The sequence below is a fragment of the Nitrospirota bacterium genome (genome assembly GCA_016212215.1).
Classification (GTDB): Bacteria; Nitrospirota; 9FT-COMBO-42-15; order HDB-SIOI813; family HDB-SIOI813; genus JACRGV01.
In genome coordinates this window covers 38,009-59,184 of the sequence record JACRGV010000131.1, presented here as the reverse complement: position 1 = coordinate 59,184, position 21,176 = coordinate 38,009, and the positions used below count along the sequence as shown (strand labels likewise).

Genomic DNA, 21,176 nt, shown 5'->3' with positions numbered 1-21,176 from the left:
TGAAAAAATGTTACCATGCTAAGCAGGACGCTGTATTTAAATGCATGGAATAAGCTTTCTTCAGAGAAGAGCATGGTATTTCTTGCCGGTCCACGGCAGGCCGGTAAAACAACCCTCTCAAAAATAATGGCGGAATCATTCAGCAACAGCCTCTATTTCAACTGGGATATCCATTCCGACAGGGGCACACTATTTGAAGATCCTTACTTCTTTGAAAAAGTTGATAGAATAGATGCCTCCACACCTTTAATTATCTTTGATGAAATACACAAATATAAAAACTGGAAGAATTATCTTAAAGGGGTATACGATCGGGACTGTGACAGTTATAAATTCCTTGTTACAGGCAGTGGAAGGCTTGACATATACCAGAAGGGCGGCGACTCACTGGCCGGGCGATATTATATGTTTCACCTCTTCCCTTTGTCAGTATCAGAGCTTGGGAGAAAAAACATATCTATATCTGATTTTATTGCTGACCCTCTTCAAATCAAAATGAAGGGTTTGAAAGAGGCCAGGACTATATGGAATAACCTGTCAGAGTTAAGCGGATTTCCTGAACCTTATGTGTCAGGCAAGGAGCAGACATACAGGCGATGGTCCGGTACTTATGCCAATCAATTAATACGGGAGGATATCCGGGACGTGGTAGAGATAAAATCTGTAACCGATATTGAGACCCTCTATCTTCTTCTCCCTTCAAAGGTGGGAAGTCCTCTGTCAATTGCTTCTTTATCAGGAGACCTCGGAGTCTCATATAACTCTGTCCGCAACTGGCTATCGGTTTTTGAAAGGTTTTTCCTTGTGTTCAGCATACCTACGTGGACAGAGAAAATATCGAGGGCGATCCTGAAAGAAAGGAAATATTACCTCTGGGACTATCCAAGGATCAAGAACCCTGCTGCCCGTTTTGAAAATATGGTTGCCGCAGAGCTTTGGAGGGCTGTAAATTTATGGACCGATATGGGGCACGGCGACTTTACACTACATTTTTTAAAAAACAAGGAGAAGCAGGAAGTAGATTTTTTGATAGCGAAAAACAGGGAACCATTTTTACTAATTGAGTCGAAGTTAAACGATATAACTCCATCAAAGTCTCTGCAAATTTTCCAAAAACTCCTCAAGATACCGGCGGTTCAACTTACCGGCAGCGGGGATTCCTACAGGCTGATAAATAATGAAGAAAACAAAATCCTTATTGCACCGGCTTATCAGTGGCTTGCTCAATTGCCTTGAGTACAATTAATTAAGCCCACTCCCTTACCCGTATGCAAGCTGCAACATGTCCGTTACCGAATTCAGTTAACGGTGGAACAGCTTCCTTACATTCCGGGATTACTTTTGGGCATCTCGTATGAAAACGGCACCCTGTTGGTATTGAGATCGGGCTTGGGATATCACCTTCAAGGAGAATCGCTTTCCTCTCCCTTTTTGAGGGGTCAGGAACAGGGATGGCGGAAAGTAACGCCTGTGTATATGGATGAAGCGGTCTTTTATACAGGTCATCCACAGGAGCAAGCTCCACTATTTTACCGAGATACATGACAATTACCCTGTCACTGATATGCCTTACAACATTTAAGTCATGTGCTATGAAGAGATAGGATATATGATACTCATCCTGTAGTTCTTTCAGAAGGTTTACAACCTGGGCCTGAATGGAGACATCAAGGGCTGACACCGGTTCATCTGCCACAATCAGTTTTGGTTTTAATGCTATCGCCCTCGCCACACCTATCCTTTGCCTCTGTCCGCCGCTGAATTCATGGGGATAACGTCTCATAACATCAGGAGATAGCCCGACCTTCTGTAAGAGTGTTGCCGTCTCTTCCCGGCGTTCAGCCTTAGTACCAATCTTATGAACTATAAGAGGCTCTTCGATAATCTCACCTACAGTTAACCTGGGATTTAAAGATGCATAAGGGTCCTGAAATATTATCTGCATTTCACGACGCAACTCCTTCAACCGCTTTTTACTGACCTGACCCAAGTCCTCACCCATGAGTTTTATTTCACCCTCAGTAGGTTCAATCAGCCTCAGTATCAGCCGTCCGGTTGTTGATTTCCCGCATCCGCTCTCACCAACAAGGCTCAGCACCTCATTTTTATAGAGGTCAAAGCTAATGCCATCTACAGCATGTACCACCCGGCCTTTTTTTCCGAACATCCCTTCATGTACCGGAAAATACTTTTTCAAATCCCTGACTGTTAGTAGTTGCTCCTTCATGTTTATATGAAATACTCCATAGCTCACCCTCCCCCCAAAGGGGGAGGATATTATTAGAATCCCACTGAGGTTTTTCTTACTTCTTGCCTCTTACTTCTACCTTCAGCCTTCAGTCTTCTTATTCTGACCTCTTACTTCTTGCTTCTAACTTCTGCTTTTAATCTGCTCACTGCTTACCGCTTACTGTCTTATACTCCCAGCACCTTACAAAATGCCCGCCTCCGGCATCAATGAGTTCAGGCTCCTTGCTCCTGCATTTATCAATAACATATTTACATCTTGGACTGAACTTACATCCCTCCGGCAACTCTGTAAGCCTCGGCACAAAGCCATTTATAGCCCTGAGCTTTTGTCCCCTCACATCTCCGGGCTGTGGGATGGATTCAAGTAAGCCAATAGTATATGGGTGAAGCGGTTCTTTAAATAGCGCATTAGTTGCTGCATATTCAACAATCTTACCTGCATACATTACAGCTACATCGTCTGCTGTCTCCGCTATTACCCCTAAATCATGGGATATCAGGATAAGGGCTGTGTGGAGTGACTCAACAAGGTTTTTCAGAAGCCTCAGTATCTGTGCCTGTATAGTTACATCCAGTGCTGTAGTCGGTTCATCAGCAATTATCAGGGCAGGGTCACAGGCAACGGCCATTGCAATCATCACCCTCTGCCTCATCCCACCGCTCATCTGGTGCGGGTATTCTCTTACTCTTCTATCAGAATCAGGTATACCGACACGCTGAAGCAATGTTGCTGCCTCTTCCATCGCCCTTCTTCGATTGAATCCCTTATGAGTCCTCAGTATCTCTGCAATCTGGTTCCCAATCGTAAACACAGGATTTAAGGAGGTCATCGGGTCCTGAAAAACCATTGTAATACGGTTTCCCCGCAGATTCCTTATCTCTTCATTGCTTAATTTTAAGATGTCCTGTCCATCAAAGGATATGCCGCCTGAAACTATCTTCCCCGGAGGAGGGACAAGCCGCATAATACTGAGACCTGTAACACTCTTACCACAACCGGATTCACCGACTATCCCAAGTATCTTCCCTTTGTCTACGCTGAAGCTGACATTATCAACAGCAGGAAGGACACCTTCTGAAGTAAAAAATTGAGTCCTGAGTTTTTCTACCTTTAGTAACATAAGCCCTATTTAGAGTTCTGCATTTGATACAAATGACAGGTATATTCTGGCGTCGTGATTTTCAGGGTCAATAGTCAGTGCCCGCTTCCATTCCCGTATTGCCATATCAACAAACCCCTTCATGTAATAAGTAATACCGAGGTGCAGGAAGGCCGGCACATACTTTGGACCCGCATTCTGTGCCTTAATGAAAATATCTGCTGCAGATTCAAGGTCGCCATTTTCCCTGTACGCAAGTCCAAGTTGAGTAATTATGTCAGGATAGTTAGGACATAACTTAAGTGCCTTCCTGTATTCTGATATTGCCTCTTTAAACCTGCCGAGAAAATAATACTGTTCTCCCAGTCTTGCGTGTTCATTTGCCAGTTTCCCGTCAATGTAAGGGTCTTTAACCTTTCTGGTTTTATATACAGTTTTTACGGCAGTATTAAATATCTTATAGGCATTCTCATGTCGTCCAAGTTCATTATAGACGATAGATAGATTAAGGGCGGCCTCAGTATATGCCGGATTTATCTTCAGGGCCTTTTCAAAAAGGGTCGCTGCCTTTTGGGAAAGTCCTTTACGCTGGTAAATAATTCCGAGTTTATTATAAACATCTGCATATCTGTCAGGCCCGTCTTTTACAATCTCAGAGAAACACCTTGATGCTGAATCAAAGTCTCCCTGTTCAAAGAAAACTCTACCTTCTTCATATAAATCCTGTTGTTCCGGTGTCATGGATTTGTAGGTTACTCGAAATGGCTATAAGTGTCAATGCTCAAGGGAAAGATCAAAAGAAAGAAGTGAGAAGCAAGAAGTAGGATTAAGAATAAGATTGAGATTGAGTTAAGCAATATGTGGGAGAGGGTGCCAAGTTTATTCCCTCCCCTTCAAGGGGAGGGTTAGGGTGGGGATGGGGTTGATTTTCGGATGAGCCCTGCGGATCAATGCGTATGAAACCCGTCGCCGTGGGAATGGCCGCCGCCGAAGAGTTTGCGTTTTGGTCTGGTGCCCTTTTGCGGGGCAGGCTCTTTATCCGGTTTTTTCTCATGCTCATGCGAATGTGGGACTATTACATCAGGATGTTCAGGTGAATGTTCAGGGTGCTTTAATTCATGAATGTGGGTCTCAGGAACAGTCTCTTCGTGAAGATGTTCATGTCCATGTTCATGTGCATGCAAGTGGACATGCTTATGCTGATCCGGACCGTGTATATGAAGATGAGCATGAAGAAAGTTTTTGATAATATCGCGGTGTTCCTCGTCCATCGTTGCTGAGTGAAGCATGTCGTGGAGTAATTCATGTGTCTGTAGCGCCAGCGGTAATTCAAGACTGTTTGCCTCAAGTAACTTACGGTCATAAAGTATTTCTGAGGCAAGCCCATCCGCAACAATTTTGCCGTCTGTCAATACGATACAGCGGTAACATACCTCTAATGCAATATCAAGGTCATGGGTACACAGAAGAATGGTTTTATCTGAAGTCTTCAGCCAATCTATCATTCTCCTGCGGCTGAGGGGGTCCATATTGGTAGAAGGTTCATCAAATACAAGTATCTCAGGCTGGTATGATAAAACTGTTGCAAGTGCAAGACGCTTTCTCTCACCAAATGACAGGTGAAATGACGGGCGCTCTTCACGGCCTGTTAAACCAACCATCTCAAGGGCGTCTTTAACACGGCTATGTATCTCATCTTTCGAAAGGCCAAGATTAAGAGGGCCAAATGCAACATCGTCAAACACTGTAGGACAAAAGAGCTGATCATCAGGGTCCTGGAAAACTATACCTACCTTTTTCCGCACCTCGATAAGATTCTCTTTTCTTATTTCCAACCCATCTATTACAACCTTCCCATCACTGGACAGCAGTACACCGTTTAATAAACTCATAAATGTGGACTTTCCTGCACCATTAGGCCCGATCAATGCAACCTTTTCACCATGCCCGATGTTACATGAAATCCCCTTTATTACATCATGCCCATCAGGATACGTAAAAAATACATTATTTACTTCAATCGCATTATCTCTTGCCATTCATAACTCTCCTTTTTTCTTACTTTTGCCTCTTGCGTCTTACTTCTAACCTCTTACTTATTGCTTCTGACCTATACTTACTGCTTACTGTTAACTGCTTACCGCTTACTAAACTAATACCATCCTTTCACCGCCGGTTTAAATATCCCCAGCAAATTCCATGCAAGAAGCACTATAATAACACAAAGAACCATAGCAGCCTTTACAAAATCTTTCCACCCTGCGTTGAACTCTACCATTGTATGAAACTCACCCTGGTATCCTTTGGAAAGCATCGCCTTGTATACCCTCGTAGTTCTTTCGAAACTTCGCACAAGTAAAGTTCCGACAAAATTACCCATAACATACAGCGTATTTAAATCTGTCTTCATAACAAATCCGCGGCATCTCATGGCAGTATCCATCCGCTTCATCTCATCTACAAAAACAAATATATACCTGTAAGTAAACAGAAGCATCTGCACAATAACCTTTGGACATTTTAAACGCTGCATCGCAATCATTGAAATATCAAATCGAGCAGAACCAAATATAGCATAAGTAGTCATCACAATGGCAAGTGCCTTAATAAATATAAGGGTCGCCAGACGAAGCCCCTCCCATGCAAATGGAATTTTCCAGATGTAAAACGCAGCCTCGCCCGGATAGGAAAAAGGCATGATTAAAAAGAATGGCGCTAAGAAAAAAACTACCCATGTCAGACCCTGGACAATAAAATAGAGCGGCAGGCCTGTTATTTTCAGAAATATCATCGCCATAATAATCGCAATAATGACAAGGGGAATCGAATTAAGGATAGCTGTTCCAAACATGAATATACCGAGAGACAGTATCTTCAACCTTGGGTCCCAGCGGTGTATAGAAGTTTCTAAATGTGCATAGCGGTCTATATCAAGGGGCATGGCGTTGTCCTGTCTGACGATGACCTGCAAGTATGTCAGGCTTTACCTTCATAAGAAATCCTGCACACGCACCTACAACAATACTTTCTATTACCATAACTGGAACATGGGCCAAAAGCGCATAACCGGCAGTAGCCCTGAATTCCTCACCTGTTGTTACAAGTGCAAGCGCAAGTATAATGCCGGAAAATACAACACTCAAGGCAGCGGCTATGCCGCCGAATATCGGTTCCCGCTTTGGAGTTGTTCTAAAACGATGGCGCATCTGCCAGATAAAATATGCAACCAGACCACCGCCGCCAAGCATAATACTATTTACCCCGATTACTGTAACCCCTCCATGACCAAAAAGGAGGGCCTGGAGTACAAGTGCAAGCATTATAGCCGGAAAACTCCGTAACCCCAAGGTAATACCTACAAGACCGTTTAGGATAAGATGTATGCTTGTAATGCCTATAGGAACATGGATAAGAGACGCCACAAAAAAGGCCGCTGTAACAACGGATATCTTTGGGATTTCTTCCATATCCATTTTTCTCAAAGTGATACCGGCCAGAATTGCTGTCCCGACAAAACCGCCTGCAAGAACCGGGGCAGAAAGGATTCCTTCGGAGATGTGCATTTTATTTTGCCTCCATAAACTGTTGATTACTTCTTCTTTCTTGATTGAAAGAAAAGTACGATACCAAGCACCCCAAAAATATAACCAATCCCGCCGATAATCTCGGAATAAAAGACATGTTCTTTACAACCTGCAAACTCACGCATCAAAGGGGTAACACCCTTCTCAACACCTTTCTCAACTGCAAGCAAAAGTTCTGCAGTGTCGGTCTGAGCTAAGGCTATAGATTGTTCACTCCCTTTATCTGATTTTACTTTTTTATCAGAAACGGTCTTCTTATCAGGTTTATTTTTTGTATCGGCAAGTTCATCACCCGGTAGTATATATTCTGTTTTATGACCCAGACTGGCATTAAGGGCTATCCTGAGGTCTGTCTTTCTGGGTGGATTAAATGAGAATTTACCTTCAACATCAGTTTTTCCTCTGAGCAGTTCTTCTCCTGATTTGTTATCAAAGACGGTCACTTCGCTGTTAATAGTTTTTTTCCCGTCCGGAAAATATCCCTCAATAAAGACCTTATCACCTTCTACATGGGTGAACATCTGGACTTTATGGGCATGGGCATTGTCAGCATGGATAAAAGAAAAGAACGTAAGAAGCAAGAAGCAAGAAGTCAGAAGCAAGAAAAACCGAACTTTTTTTTCTGATGATTTTATCATTTTAAATCTCTCCGTGTCTAAAAAACAAAATGGCCATATAGGCCCCTTTTACTATCTAAAAAAGGGTATCAGGCCTACATGGCCATCATTCATTATAATGATGCACTTCTTTCACTAACTTCAGCATCCTCTTCTTGAGGAGTGTTATACTATATGCCATTATATAAAATATAGCAAAAACTATACCTAACATGAAATTTAAAGTCAAGAGACCATTTCCCCCTCCCCTTTGCCCCCCTCCTGCCTCCCCCCGCAAGTGGGGGAGAAGTTTTGATTAAACATATTTACAGCCCGCCCGCAAGGGGAGGGGAAATTATTACTTACTTCATGTTATATGTTTTCACCCATAATATAGCCCCAATCTCTATTGGATACTCCTTCCCATCATGTACCATTGTCTTTTCATCCGTACTCAGGGCTGCAAATCCCCACCAACCGGCCTTTGGCATTGCATAAGTAAAGACACCGTTCTGATCAGCCTTAACAACCTGAGTAATCATAGGGTCTGCAGGGGCCTTCATCTTTGCTTGATCATTGAAGTATTCTACCTCAACCTCCGCAAAAGGAAGCGGCTTGCCATTAAGTTTTACAATACCCTGAAATACATTGCCGACCCATAATCCATAAGGCCTTGTAAGCGGCACTATCTCAGTTTTCAGTCCAACCTCTGTACCCCACCCCTCTTCCATCCCAAGGGCATTAACTATTACCTTTGCGTAATGGATTATGAATGTCTCTTCCGCCGGCTCCCAGTATGGCTTAGGTTCCACAAAAAAGACATGGTCACCCGGGTTTTTAATTGCATAAGTAGACTTGAAGGCAGTAAACTTTTTACCTTGTCTGTCATTAAGTTTAATATCTTTAAGCTCATTAAGAAGATTGAACTTCTTTCCGCCAATCATCACGCCGAACTGCACAGGTTTATCAATATTCATTCCCTGCCCTTCAAATGGATGGTAGAATCTCACATCTAAATTGATCTTATTGCTTTCTATCTGTGACACCATCTCGTCAGATGGGATTATCATCTGGAAATGTGCATTGGCAATGCCACTAATGCAAAATCCCAATATCATAGTTATTAAAAAAATCCCTGCCTTCTTCATCTTTGTTCCTTCCTCGTAGCTTGTCATTCTATTATTTTATTTAAAACATCACCCCGGCCCTTGCGCCATAGACTGCAAAAGAATCCCTGTTATCATCGCCTCCTGGATTGGCAATATACTGGATATCCGGTGTCACATAAAAGCCCTCTTTTACAGCAATATTGTAGTATGCCTCAGCATAAAGCTCGTTGCCGTTCAGGCCTGAGGCTTTTTTATAGGTATCACTAATTAAGGTATAACCAACTCCTACTCCAATAACATCATCTTTCCTGCCAAAGGCCCCGCCTGAAAGCTGAATGCCTCCACTCACATGGCGGTCAAACTGGGATACATTACCATCCTGGATCCCAAGGCGGGCCCAAAGACCAAGATTATCTGTAAGTACCTGATCCAGGCTGATGCCAAAGCCGGAGTTCTTGTCGCCAATTAACACAGTGGGAAGGTTTACTGATGGATTACCTACCGTAGTAACAAAGGATGTATTCCCATCTCCATCAAGCCTGTAGTGAGGAAGGGAGTTTTGCCAAACATAGAACCTGTAATTCCCTTCCTTCCCTGCCAATTTTGGTTTTAGATCCACCTCAGCGATTACAAAAGGCCGGTCAAACATCTCTTTATAATCCCCATCACCATCCAACCCACCAACGGTAATCTCAATCAGATCCATTGGTGAGTAGGTTAACCTGAATCCAGCCCCATAGAAGTTCCCTGTTCCCCCAAACTCTATTGTCGTGTTATTGCCGAATTGATTTGCTATAAACTGAAACCGCTCATTATTTGCATAATTGTTGGTATCAAAATAGACCGTCGGGTCAAGCTGACCGAGGGTAAGGGTCAACGTGTCGTTTACAAATTTTGTCTCATACCATGCCTCCGCCAGATGGACCTGGTCACCCAGAAATGACTCAACATCGTTATTCGGTCCTGTAACATTTCCATTAGGAGAGGCAAATAGTGCAGGGGTATTGACCAAACCCTCACCCTGCTGGATATCTATGTGAAGCATGAAGTCGTCACTCCCATCAAGTCTGGCCTCGTAGAATATGTCACCGGATAGAGAACCCTCTGCCATGTCATTTTTCCTGCCGGAGACATCCTTACTTCCTAATGTCCCTTGTGCTATCGCTGTAAGCCAGCCGCTAATCCTGGCCTGATTGTCAGAATGGATCGGGTGGAGCTTGTGACCAAGCTCTGCACCGACCTCATGGTGTTCTTCTGTAGCTGGTCTGGTTACACTATCTTCACCTTCACGAGCTAAGAGGATTTCCCCTTGATGATCACTGTCTTCCTCCCCATCATGCGCCAGTACGGTTGAATACATAAATGTACTGGAAAACAGGACTGCTGCTGATGTTGCTGCCAGAATGTTTAGCATAAATCTTCTCTTTGAAGCCATTGTTCTACTCTCCTTTCTGCTTGTTGGTTAAACGTACATACAAAATAACCCACCCTCACCCTGACCCTCTCCCTGAGGGAGAGGGAATTTCCCTTATCCTTTGTGAGTCATGAGCTCATGGGGTCACTCAAAAAAAAACCACGAAGGTATATTCTTCCACAATACAATGTGGATAGAACCTTCATGGTCCATAGATTGAATGAACCGAAATAAAAAAGGCCACGAAAGTTACCAGCTTTTTTCAAGTTGATAGACCTTCGTGGCCTTTATTATATCGTTATTTTGCTTTGAATCTTTACCTGAAGAGGTTCACCTCTTCGTTATGAGACTTAATAAAACACTATATATTAAGATTTGTCAAGATTTTTTTATTGGGAAAAATAGAGGGGAATTGCAAACAAACCGGTTCATCCAAGAATCGTGCAGATTCCCAATTTAGAAAAGGGTGGGAGGTATTCATTAATCCTGCATAGCCCCGATAAAATTTGCCGAAAGGAGAATGAAAAATGGCATTAATTACATGGGATGAGAATTATAGCGTGAATGTAAAGGTGTTTGATGAACATCACAGGAAGCTTGTCGAGCTGATTAACAAATTGAATGAGGGGATGAAGTCCGGTAAAGGAAAGGACGTATTGGAAAGTATATTATCTGACCTTGTAAATTACACGGTCTTTCACTTCAATGCGGAAGAGAAAATGTTTCAGAAGTATTCTTATGCCGGGTATCTGGAACATCAGAAACAACATGCCAATTTTACAAAACAGGCCATTGAAATGAGGGATAATTTCAAATCCGGAAAGGTTGTACTCAGCGTGGAGGTGATGGCGTTTTTAAAAGACTGGTTGATAAAACATATCTGCGGAACGGATAAGAAATACAGCCCATTCCTTAACAGCAAAGGAGTTGTATAATCGGTCATTGAACATTGAAAATTATCCTGATTGTCCCATATAATATAAATAAGAGGAGGAGAATTACATGGGCAATCAGGATATGCAGTTTGAAGAGGTGATATTTGCAGGCGGGTGTTTCTGGTGCATGGAGCCAGCCTTTGAAGAGCTTGACGGGGTTGCAGATGTAATCTCCGGCTATACAGGCGGTGAGAAATCAGATCCCACTTATGAAGAGGTATCGTCCGGGCGAACAGGACATATTGAGGCAGTCCGGATAATCTATGATCCTGCCAAAGTAAGTTATAATCAACTGCTGAATACATTCTGGAAACAGATTGACCCGACAGATGCAGGCGGTTCCTTTGTGGACAGGGGGTCACAATACAGGTCAGCCATCTTTTATCACAATGATGAACAGAGGCAACTTGCTGAGAAATCGAAAACAGAGATAGAAAAGTCAGGGAAGTTTAAGAAGCCAATCGCAACAGAAATCCGGAGGTGTGCTGAGTTTTATCCTGCTGAAGATTATCATCAGGACTACCACAAAAAGGATCCTGAGAGATATAAATATTACAGATACATGTCAGGACGGGATCAATATATTGAAAAGGTCTGGAGCGTCAGGAAATTAAAAAAGAAATTAACCCCGATTCAATATCATGTCACTCAGGAGAACGGCACTGAACGGGCATTTGAAAACGAATATTGGGATAATCACCGGGAAGGGATATACGTTGATGTGGTATCCGGAGAACCTCTCTTTAGTTCCCTTGATAAATTCGATTCAGGGACAGGCTGGCCAAGTTTTACAAAACCGATGGAGTCTGAATGTCTTATTGAAAAAGAGGACAGGAGTCTCTTTATGACGAGGACAGAGGTCAGGAGCAGAACGGCTGATTCTCATCTCGGTCATCTGTTTAATGACGGCCCTGAGCCTGAGGGCATGAGGTATTGCATAAACTCCGCTGCGATTAAGTTTATCCCGAAAGAGGACTTTGAAAAAGAGGGATATGGTAAATATAAACGGCTGTTTGAGAAATCATAGCAGGGCTTCGATATTAGACTTCATAGTCTGCCACACGCCTCTCCGAGCATGCCTTGTCAATAAACTCTACTATCTTTACGTGTTCAGGATGTACGCGGTATTCTTCCAGTGCCTGCATGTCATCGAACTCAGAGTAGATGGCTATGTCAGAGGCGCTTGCAGAGGCACCAATATTGATCCCGACTTCAAGGGACTTTACCACTGTAATTTTATCCTGAAGTAATTCAAGCCGGGCTTTCAGTTCCCGCAGGTTTTCATCTTTACTCTTGCCCAATGCTGATTCTTGCAACCTGAACAAAACGATGTGCTTTATCATTTATATTACCTCCTGTTTTATCTCTTTACACCGGCTTCTCTAAAGTTTAAAATGATTCACGATTTAAATGGGATTATATCTGAATAAATTAAAGAAAGGTAGACCCCCCCTCCCCTTAATCCCCTCCCGCAAGGGGAGGGGAGAATAAAGTGTGGGGTATAAAAAACTATGATTTTTATTCACAACCTGTCTCCTGTGATGATTGAGCTGGGGCCGTTCAGCATCCGCTGGTACGGTGTGCTTTTTGCTGCAGGGGTTATGTTAAATTACCTTTTTGTCAGATGGATATTCAGGAGGGAACAATACCCTCTGTCCGATGCGGAGAGCGGCATTACTTATCTATTCTTCGGCCTGCTTATAGGTGCAAGGCTGGGAGAGATACTTTTTTACGAGCCGGGATTTTATTTCAGCAATCCGTCAGAGATGATCAAGATATGGAACGGCGGGCTATCGAGTCATGGTGCGGCAATAGGTGTCTTTATCTCCTTCAATATATGGATAAGAGTTCACAAGATAAAGTTCTCAAAATATGCGGATGCCTTTGTACTCGGTTTTCCTATTACAGCCGCGTGTGTTAGGATTGGGAATTTTTTTAATTCAGAGATAGTCGGCATACCTACAAGTGGAAACTGGGGAGTTGTGTTTAAATACGCCGGTGAGAATTTTCCGCGTCATCCTGCACAACTTTATGAGGCAGTGCTAAGCATTTTCATCTTTATTATCTTATTCCTGCTCTACAAAAAATATTACAGAAAGACACCGCCGATGTTTTTTCTGTTTCTCTACACCGTACTTTACTTCGGCGGCAGATTCATTATTGAATTTAAAAAGGACCTCCATGTCCTGCCTGACGCATTCCCCTTATCAATGGGCCAGGTGCTGAGTTTAGTTCCGTTAATATTAGCTGTCGGATATTTTGTGTTTGTTTTCCCAAGGCAGAAAACGAGGTAACTTACTAATCCCTGCCCCTGGTGTCCCTGCTGACTTTCGGATTCGCTATCTCTATATTAACCCTCTTCCCCTTTATCTTAGCCTCTTTCATTCCACGCTGAACATCCTTTGCAAACTCTTTGGGTACTTCCACAAATGTATAGCCATCAAAAACATCTACTGCCCCTATCGCCTTGCATGGAATACCTGTTTCTCCGGCAATAGCCCCTACGATATCCTTTATCTGAACCTTTTGCTGGCTTCCAATATTAATAAAAAACCTCACCATTCCATGTTTGGCTCCGGTTTCTTTAGTATCATCTTCAACCTCATGTGGCCGTTCTTCTTTAGGTTTTTCATCCATAGTAAGCTTTAACAGTGCAGCGGCTACATCTAAAGATGTATAATCTTCATCTATGACCCTTTCTATCATACTTTCGTATTTCGTCAGATGACCCTCATCTATAGTCTTCTTAATCTTTTCCATCAGGATGTTTGTCTTGACCTCTGCCACATCACTCAGGGAAGGCACCCTCTCTAACTTAATCTTTGCATGAGTAAATTTCTGTATATCTTTTATCTTGTAAATATCTCTTCCAACCACAAATGTAAATGCCCTTCCAGCCCTGCCGGCCCTGCCTGTTCTGCCTATCCTGTGTATATAGTTTTCATCATCCTGAGGGACATCATAATTAAACACTGCCTCAATGTCCTCGACATCAATTCCGCGTGCCGCCACATCTGTTGCAACTAATATCTCAACAGTACCTTTCCTGAACCGTGACATCACCCGGTCTCTCTGGTACTGGCTCAAATCACCGTGAAGTCCTTCAGCCTGGTATCCCCTTGCCTTGAGCGTCTCCACCAGTTCGTCTACCTTCTTTTTTGTATTACAGAACGCAAGCGATAGTTTAAGGTTATAGGCGTCAATCAGGCGGCAGAAGACCTCTGCCTTAGCATGTTCCTTGACCTCGAAATAGACCTGCTCAATCTTAGGGACAGTCATCTCTTTATGTACCAGCTTTATAGTCATCGGATTGTTCTGGTATCTCTTTGTCAATTCAAGGATTGCCTTAGGCATCGTTGCAGAAAACAGGATAGTCTGCCTATCCTTTGGAGTCTGTTTCAGTATGGCCTCAATGTCATCTCTGAATCCCATATCCAGCATCTCGTCTGCCTCATCCAGTACAACCATTTTAACGCCTTCCATCTTCAGTGTACGGCGTTTCATGTGGTCCATGATCCTGCCGGGTGTGCCTATCATAATCTGTACACCCCTTTTTAATGCAATAAACTGGCGGTCTATCGGCTGACCTCCGTAGACAGGCAGTATCTCGATTCCCCTTTTATATTTTGCGAGTTTTTTAAGTTCTTCTGCTACCTGAATGGCAAGCTCTCTCGTAGGACATACAATCGCCGCCTGTAAGTTCCTTGAATGCGGGTCTACCATCTCTAAAACAGGTATACCGAATGCCGCTGTCTTTCCCGTACCGGTCTGTGCCTGGCCAAGCACATCTCTTCCATCTAAAAGATATGGAATGGACTGCGACTGGATCGGCGTGGCCTCTTCAAAACCCATCTCCGTAATAGCCTTCTGTATCTCTTTTGATAAATTTAATTCTTCAAATCTTAAATTTTCCACTGTTATTTTCCTTTTCTGTTATTTATTGAACCGTAATATAATACATTTATTCTGAATAATATGCCATATATATTTGAGAAGTTGAAAATGATATGGAGAATAGATAATAATAGGCGGGTGATGAAAATGAAATCATTCTTCGACAGGCCTGTCCTGAGCGAAGCCGAAGGCTCAGGATGACAACTTGGGTGTCATGGTGAGCCTGTCGAACCATTCTATGCTGTTAGGAGATTTTCGGGTGAACCGTCATGAACCATGGTTCACAAAGGGCCATGAAAATCAGCGGGACAGGAATGTCCCGCCTATCCTCGTTGATTTGGATAGGCGGGGTTTTCTTACCCCGCCGGAGGAGATTTTCGGATGAACAAATATATATTTTTCTTACTAAGTTTTCTCCTCATCTCGTCAGCTTCCTTTGCTCAGGACAGTATGGAGACTCTCATAAGCCCCGGCAAGCTGGCGGCCCCTCATGCAAAATTCGAAGGCATTTCCAATTGTACAAAATGTCATAAGCTGAGAGGCGGGGTTCCGGACAGCAATTGTCTTGATTGTCACGATAAACTGGCGATTAAGATAAAGAACAAACAGGGCGTCCATGCCAGATACACAGACCCCTGCATCTCCTGCCACAGCGACCACAAGGGAAGAGGCTACCAGATGATCTCCCTTGATGAAAAGAAGTTTGACCATAAACTTACAGATTATCCGCTTGAAGATAAACATGCTGAGACGAGTTGTAATAAGTGTCACAAAAAGAGCGGGGTTTATACAGGGCTGAAACAGGATTGCCTGTCTTGTCACAAGGATTACCACAATAGTCAGTTGGATAAAGATTGCAGCCGTTGTCACAACATCAAGGGCTGGAAGGATATTAAAAAATTCAATCACAACACAAATTCAAAGTATATCCTCGCCGACAAGCATATTGAAGTAAAGTGTGCAAAGTGCCATACAAAAGGCCGCTATAAACCTCTTAATTACAAGACCTGCAATTCAGCGGACTGCCACACTGACCCGCACAAAAAACAGCTTGCAGGAAAGACCTGCGAATCATGCCACACTACAAAAGGGTGGAAGACAATCCTGTTTGACCACAACGCCCCGGAGTACAAGGGATATAAGCTCGATGGAAAACATCTGAAAGTTGAATGTGAAAAGTGCCATACTAAAGGCCGCTTTAAACCGCTTAATTATAAGACATGCAACTCATCAGACTGTCATAATGACCCGCATAAAAAACAGTTTGAAGGAAAGACATGTGAGTCCTGCCATACAACCATGGATTGGAAGTCTGTACTGTTTGACCATAATGCACCGGCATATAAAGGATATAAGCTCGAAGACAAGCACCTTAAGGTTGATTGTGAAAAGTGCCATACTAAAGGCCGCTATAAGCCGCTTAATTTCAAGACATGCAATTCAGCAGACTGTCACACTGATCCGCATAAAAAACAGTTTGAAGGAAAGACATGTGAGTCATGTCATACAACAAAGGGATGGCAGACAACATCATTTGACCACAATGCAACGGCATACAAGGGATACAAGATGGAAGGAAAACATATAGAAGTAAAGTGTGAAAAGTGCCATACAAAGGGACGCTATAAACCGCTTAAATACAAGACCTGCGACTCAGCAGACTGTCACACTGATCCGCACAAGAAACAATTTGCAGATAAGACCTGTGAGTCATGTCACGTAACAAAGGATTGGAAGTCCATACTGTTTGAACACAATGCACCGGAATATAAGGGTTATAAGCTGGATGGGAAACATCTGAAGACAGATTGTGAAAAGTGTCATGCAGACGGAAAATATAGGCCGATTGAACAGGAGTGTCTTACCTGTCATAAAAAAGACGATGTGCACAAGGAAGAACTTGGTAAGAACTGCAAGAAGTGTCACACAACAGAGGACTGGAAGAAGACGACCCTGAATCATAACCTTCAGACAAAGTTTCCATTGATAGGTAAACACAAGGATACGGAATGTGAGAAATGCCATAAGGAGAAGCGGTATAAGACAAAGGCAGAGCGATGCGTTGACTGCCATAAGGACATACACAAGGGGGAGTTTAAGGAAGAGTGCAGTTCATGCCATACGCAGTTTGACTGGGAGGCGAGGAAGTTTGACCATAAAAAAAGAACCGGATTTGAGTTGAAAGGGCTTCACAATGATGTGCCCTGTAATTATTGTCACAAGTCAAAAGACAACTATAAAAAGGTAAACCGGTACTGTAACCAGTGCCACACAGACCCGCACCTGAACCAGTTCGGCAGTATTGAATGTTCCAAATGTCACAGCCAGAATTCATGGCAGGCTGTGGGATTCAGGCATAATGATACGGGATTCCCGCTTTCAGGCAAACATAGAGATGCAGAGTGTCAGGAGTGTCACAAGAATCGGCAGTACAGAGGCACATCATCTGTCTGTGTTAATTGCCATCTCTCCACATACTACTCAGCACCCAATCATCTTCTCAGGGCATACAGTCAGGACTGCACTCAGTGTCATAATGTGTCAGCCGCTTCGTGGAGTTTCAAACATATCAATATAACGGGGACGACATCCAACTGCTCGAACTGTCATCTTTCAGCAAAGCCGCTCAGCCATACAGCAAATCCGGCCGCATACCCTGATACATGTGAGACATGCCATACATCCATAGTATCGTGGGGTTCGCGTAAACATACATCTGTAACAACAGGATGCGCCGCGTGTCATTCAAGTTATAGTAATCCTCAGAAGCCGGCAAGCCATACTGCAAATACATGGACAACATGCGAAACCTGCCACAAATATCCGGCATGGGCTTTTACGCACCCTTCTGCAATAACTGATTGTTCCACTTGCCATCTTACATACAGCAATCCAGTGAAACCTTCGAGCCATCCTGCAAACAACTGGACAAAATGCGGGAGTTGTCATACCTTCACACAAGGGGCATCATGGTCATTCACTCACCCGACTGCAAAGACAGGCTGTTCTACCTGTCACACAAGTTACAGTACACCTAAGAAACCTGGAGACCACACAACGAACAACTGGACCACTTGTGAGAATTGCCACAAGTCCACAACTGCATGGACATTCAGCCATTCAATATCAACATCAGGATGTTCCGTATGTCACACAAGTTACAGTACACCTGCGAAACCCACAAGTCACACAACAAATAACTGGACCACCTGTGAAGATTGTCATAAGTCTACAACAGCATGGACATTCACCCATTCAGCAGTAAAATCCGGATGCTCAACATGTCACGCAACGAAAAGTACACCTGCGAAACCGGCAGACCATACTGCGAATAATTGGACCACCTGTGAAACCTGTCATAAGTCTACAACCACATGGACCTTCACTCACCCGTCAACCACCTTCCCCCTCAATCACAGGGGAACAAATCCCGCTGACTGCGCTGCCTGTCATCCTGCAGTCGCATATAAAAACAGCGGCGGATGCACAACCTGCCACGGAAATGAACACAAAAAGAATTACACCAACAGCCAGTGTTTGAATTGCCATCCTACAGGGAGGGGGGATTAAGGATTTTATAAAAATAAATTAATTGACATTTCGATAAAGTTTCGATATAAATTACCTGCCAATAGAAAATAAATCGAAAACATGAGGTGATAGTTATATGCTTACAAAACGACAGAAACAAGCCCTTGATTTTATAACATCTTTTAGAAATAAGAAAGGTCTTTCACCATCTCTTGAGGAAATAAAAAAACATCTTAAACTATCTTCTGTTTCAACTGCTCATCATCATGTAAAGAAATTACAAGAATCCGGATACTTACAAAAAGAATATAACCAACCAAGAGCTTTATCTCCAGTAAAAGAGAAATCAATTATTGAGGTCTCTTTAGTCGGGACGATTGCAGCGGGTCAACCCATCGAACCAATAGAAGCTCCTAATGAAATCATTGCCATTTCAAAAGACGAAGTTGGAACACACGGCAAACATTATGCATTAAGAGTACAAGGCAACAGTATGATTGATGAAGGAATTTTTGATGGGGATATTGTCATTATCAGAAAACAGGAATTTGCAGATAACGGGCAAACAGTCGTTGCAATTATTGATGATAATCAGGCAACACTTAAGAAAATTTATAGAGAAAGAGACCGCATTAGACTTCAACCGGCAAACCCTACACTATTTCCTTTCTACAGAGAGGATGTAGAGATAAGAGGGATTGTCGTAAAAATTATTAGAAATTTAGAAACTCAAATCGAGAAAGAAAGAGTAAAAGATGAAAAATATGTTAGAAGAATAGATTATTCATGGGATTATAAGGGAGAAAATACTAAGCAATATACTCACGGTATACATACCTATCCTGCAATGTTCATTCCTCAAGTTGCACGCCGACTATTAGAAACTTATAGCCAAAAAGGAGATACGATTTGTGATATATTCTGTGGATCCGGTACAGCATTAGTTGAAAGTAAACTGTTAGGAAGAAATGCTTATGGGATAGATTTGAATCCATTAGCAATCTTGCTGGCAAGGGTTAAAACAACTCCGATAAATCCCTCTTTACTTACAAAAGCATATTTTAAATTGCTTTCAGAGATTGATAAAGTAAAGGGGAAAGAAGTACATAAACCTAATTTTAACAATATTGATTTCTGGTTTAAGGAAGATGTTATTCTACAGTTAGCCAAAATAAAAGACGCTATTTTAAAAATAGAGAATTCAGATATAAGAAATTTTTTTATGATACCTTTCAGTGAAAGTGTCAGATTATCATCAAACACAAAGAGTGGGGAATTTAAGCTTGTGAGAATAAGCAGAGATAAATTGGAAAACTATTGTCCTGATGTTTTAGGAATTTTTAGAAAAAGAACAGAACTCAACATAAAAGGAATGGCAGATTTTTATAAGGAAGCAGGTAAAGACGTATTTACAAAAATAATTTATGGAGATTCTGCAAAAGATAATAAAATAAAAGATAACTCAATTGATTTTATATTAACCTCCCCCCCTTATGGAGACAGCAGAACTACCGTTGCTTATGGTCAATTTTCACGATTGTCGGCACAATGGGCTAATATTTTTGATGACCCAAATAAGGCTTCCGGTTTAGATAATGAGCTGCTCGGCGGTAAAGCCACTAAAACTATAGAGCATCATTTACTTTCTAATTATTTAAAAGAATCATTAGATAAAATTATAAAGAGAGATGAAAAGAGGGCTAAAGAGGTATTAAGTTTTTATATCGGATTAAACACTTGTTTAAGGCAAGCCCATAGGATACTGAAACCAAAAAAATATTTCTGCATTGTAATTGGTAATAGAATGGTGAAGCAAGTAAGGATACCTACTGATTTTATTATTGCTGAATTGAGTGAGAGTATAGGATTTACTTGTGAAGATATTTTTGTGAGAAATATTCCTGGCAAAAGAATGCCTATGAAAAATTCACCGACTAATATTGTTGGAGCATTAGAAGAGACAATGAATAAAGAGAGTATTGTTGTTTTGAGAAAGGATTAAATAATTTGATTGAAATTATCATAAAGATGAAGAAAATCCTTTTTATTTATTCTAAAAGCTGTCCCATGGTCGTGGTATCTGCCTTTATTTTTACCGCTTCTATATGCACCTATCCTAATATCAATCTTTAATTTGTCATTCTCTACAGCAGATTGAAATTTATTTAAATTGAGGTTTGATAACAAATATGCTTCTACAAAGTGGAATTGTTCTTCTGCAGTTTTTCTCTTGCCTTTAGTTTCAGCGTAAACTAATAAAATTATATTTGACTTTGCCTTTAAAACACTATCAAAGATAGAAATTGGCCAGTAAGCCTCTATATTTAATTTATTTCTTAAAACAAGGCGATCATATTCAAAAACAACCCTGAATGTTTGAGGATTTTCCCGAGACCCGTAAACAGTAGAATGGAGGTTGAAACGACCTTCGTTGTCGGTATATTTATATTTTTCAAACAAAAATTTATTAATCCCCTTGGGTTCCGGTGACTTTGTTGCAATTGTAAGCATACTTCCGGAGTCAATCCTCTTGGCCTTCAGTTCAACATCGCCGACATCCGGTATTTGAAAGTTGTTCTCTTTAATCCCTAAAAGATCCTCCAGAGTTTTTCCAATGCCTGTGTCATGTAATCTGCGAGTTTTAATGAAACCCATAGCCTTTATGCTTTCTAACTGCTTTTTTAGTTTCTCTAACGTTAAAGGCATACCCGTCACTCTCTGGCATTCCAATTCTGGTCACTGGAGTCAACTATAAAGATGTCA

At 42.1% G+C, this 21,176-nt stretch carries 18 protein-coding genes; 6 read left to right on the top strand and 12 right to left on the bottom strand.

All coding sequences use genetic code 11. From position 1 onward, the window contains the following. Positions 1-15 precede the first annotated feature (15 nt). Positions 16-1,236 carry an ATP-binding protein gene (locus HZA08_12150; GenBank protein ID MBI5194173.1) on the top strand — a complete coding sequence of 407 codons (1,221 nt, stop codon included), beginning with the start codon at positions 16-18 and terminating at the stop codon, positions 1,234-1,236. A 10-nt stretch (positions 1,237-1,246) separates the two neighbouring features. On the opposite strand, the gene HZA08_12145 is transcribed toward HZA08_12150, so the two are convergent. From HZA08_12145 to HZA08_12105, 9 genes are all read right to left on the bottom strand, one after another. Further along, the gene (locus HZA08_12145) at positions 1,247-2,227 is read right to left on the bottom strand and encodes a dipeptide ABC transporter ATP-binding protein (GenBank protein ID MBI5194172.1); all 981 of its coding nucleotides are present in this window, start codon (positions 2,225-2,227) and stop codon (positions 1,247-1,249) included. Between the two features lie 166 nt (positions 2,228-2,393). After that, a complete protein-coding gene (locus HZA08_12140) occupies positions 2,394-3,371 on the bottom strand; it encodes an ABC transporter ATP-binding protein (GenBank protein ID MBI5194171.1) in 978 nt (325 codons plus the stop codon). Between the two features lie 9 nt (positions 3,372-3,380). Continuing rightward, positions 3,381-4,091, bottom strand: coding sequence for a tetratricopeptide repeat protein (locus tag HZA08_12135; GenBank protein MBI5194170.1), 711 nt, complete (start codon positions 4,089-4,091; stop codon positions 3,381-3,383). Positions 4,092-4,297: 206 nt separating this feature from the next. Next, entirely contained in the window at positions 4,298-5,389 is a 1,092-nt protein-coding gene (locus HZA08_12130; protein ID MBI5194169.1) for an energy-coupling factor ABC transporter ATP-binding protein, read from the bottom strand. A 113-nt stretch (positions 5,390-5,502) separates the two neighbouring features. Further along, on the bottom strand, positions 5,503-6,321 hold the full coding sequence (gene cbiQ / locus HZA08_12125) for a cobalt ECF transporter T component CbiQ (GenBank protein MBI5194168.1): 819 nt from the start codon (positions 6,319-6,321) through the stop codon (positions 5,503-5,505). Beyond that, the gene (gene cbiM, locus HZA08_12120; protein ID MBI5194167.1) at positions 6,281-6,913 is read right to left on the bottom strand and encodes a cobalt transporter CbiM; all 633 of its coding nucleotides are present in this window, start codon (positions 6,911-6,913) and stop codon (positions 6,281-6,283) included. Before cbiM ends, cbiQ begins: the two co-directional genes overlap by 41 nt. 26 nt (positions 6,914-6,939) lie before the next feature. Continuing rightward, a complete protein-coding gene (locus HZA08_12115; GenBank protein ID MBI5194166.1) occupies positions 6,940-7,572 on the bottom strand; it encodes a hypothetical protein in 633 nt (210 codons plus the stop codon). Positions 7,573-7,892: 320 nt separating this feature from the next. Next, positions 7,893-8,678, bottom strand: a complete 786-nt coding sequence (locus HZA08_12110) for a DUF4198 domain-containing protein (GenBank protein ID MBI5194165.1) — start codon at positions 8,676-8,678, stop codon at positions 7,893-7,895. A 40-nt stretch (positions 8,679-8,718) separates the two neighbouring features. Beyond that, positions 8,719-10,074 carry a carbohydrate porin gene (locus HZA08_12105; GenBank protein ID MBI5194164.1) on the bottom strand — a complete coding sequence of 452 codons (1,356 nt, stop codon included), beginning with the start codon at positions 10,072-10,074 and terminating at the stop codon, positions 8,719-8,721. 506 nt (positions 10,075-10,580) lie between these two features. On the opposite strand from HZA08_12105, the gene HZA08_12100 reads away from it, so the two are divergent. Together HZA08_12100 and msrA are read left to right on the top strand one after the other, a co-directional pair. Further along, entirely contained in the window at positions 10,581-10,988 is a 408-nt protein-coding gene (locus HZA08_12100; protein MBI5194163.1) for a hemerythrin family protein, read from the top strand. An 82-nt stretch (positions 10,989-11,070) separates the two neighbouring features. Beyond that, the gene (gene msrA, locus HZA08_12095; GenBank protein MBI5194162.1) at positions 11,071-12,015 is read left to right on the top strand and encodes a peptide-methionine (S)-S-oxide reductase MsrA; all 945 of its coding nucleotides are present in this window, start codon (positions 11,071-11,073) and stop codon (positions 12,013-12,015) included. Positions 12,016-12,028: 13 nt separating this feature from the next. Here the strand turns inward: msrA and HZA08_12090 are convergent, their stop codons facing one another. Beyond that, on the bottom strand, positions 12,029-12,331 hold the full coding sequence (locus HZA08_12090; GenBank protein MBI5194161.1) for a Dabb family protein: 303 nt from the start codon (positions 12,329-12,331) through the stop codon (positions 12,029-12,031). Positions 12,332-12,499: 168 nt separating this feature from the next. Between HZA08_12090 and lgt the strand changes: the two genes are divergently transcribed. Further along, positions 12,500-13,282 (top strand): prolipoprotein diacylglyceryl transferase, encoded by a 783-nt coding sequence (lgt, locus tag HZA08_12085; protein MBI5194160.1) that lies wholly within the window; start codon positions 12,500-12,502, stop codon positions 13,280-13,282. Positions 13,283-13,286: 4 nt separating this feature from the next. Here the strand turns inward: lgt and HZA08_12080 are convergent, their stop codons facing one another. Beyond that, positions 13,287-14,903 carry a DEAD/DEAH box helicase gene (locus HZA08_12080; protein MBI5194159.1) on the bottom strand — a complete coding sequence of 539 codons (1,617 nt, stop codon included), beginning with the start codon at positions 14,901-14,903 and terminating at the stop codon, positions 13,287-13,289. A 360-nt stretch (positions 14,904-15,263) separates the two neighbouring features. Here HZA08_12080 and HZA08_12075 point away from each other — a divergent pair, with 360 nt between their 5' ends. Together HZA08_12075 and lexA are read left to right on the top strand one after the other, a co-directional pair. Next, positions 15,264-18,452, top strand: a complete 3,189-nt coding sequence (locus HZA08_12075) for a hypothetical protein (protein MBI5194158.1) — start codon at positions 15,264-15,266, stop codon at positions 18,450-18,452. Positions 18,453-18,549: 97 nt separating this feature from the next. After that, entirely contained in the window at positions 18,550-20,415 is a 1,866-nt protein-coding gene (lexA, locus tag HZA08_12070; GenBank protein MBI5194157.1) for a transcriptional repressor LexA, read from the top strand. Here lexA and HZA08_12065 read toward each other — a convergent pair. After that, positions 20,412-21,119 (bottom strand): glycosyl hydrolase, encoded by a 708-nt coding sequence (locus HZA08_12065; protein ID MBI5194156.1) that lies wholly within the window; start codon positions 21,117-21,119, stop codon positions 20,412-20,414. The genes lexA and HZA08_12065 overlap by 4 nt on opposite strands. Positions 21,120-21,176: the final 57 nt, after the last annotated feature.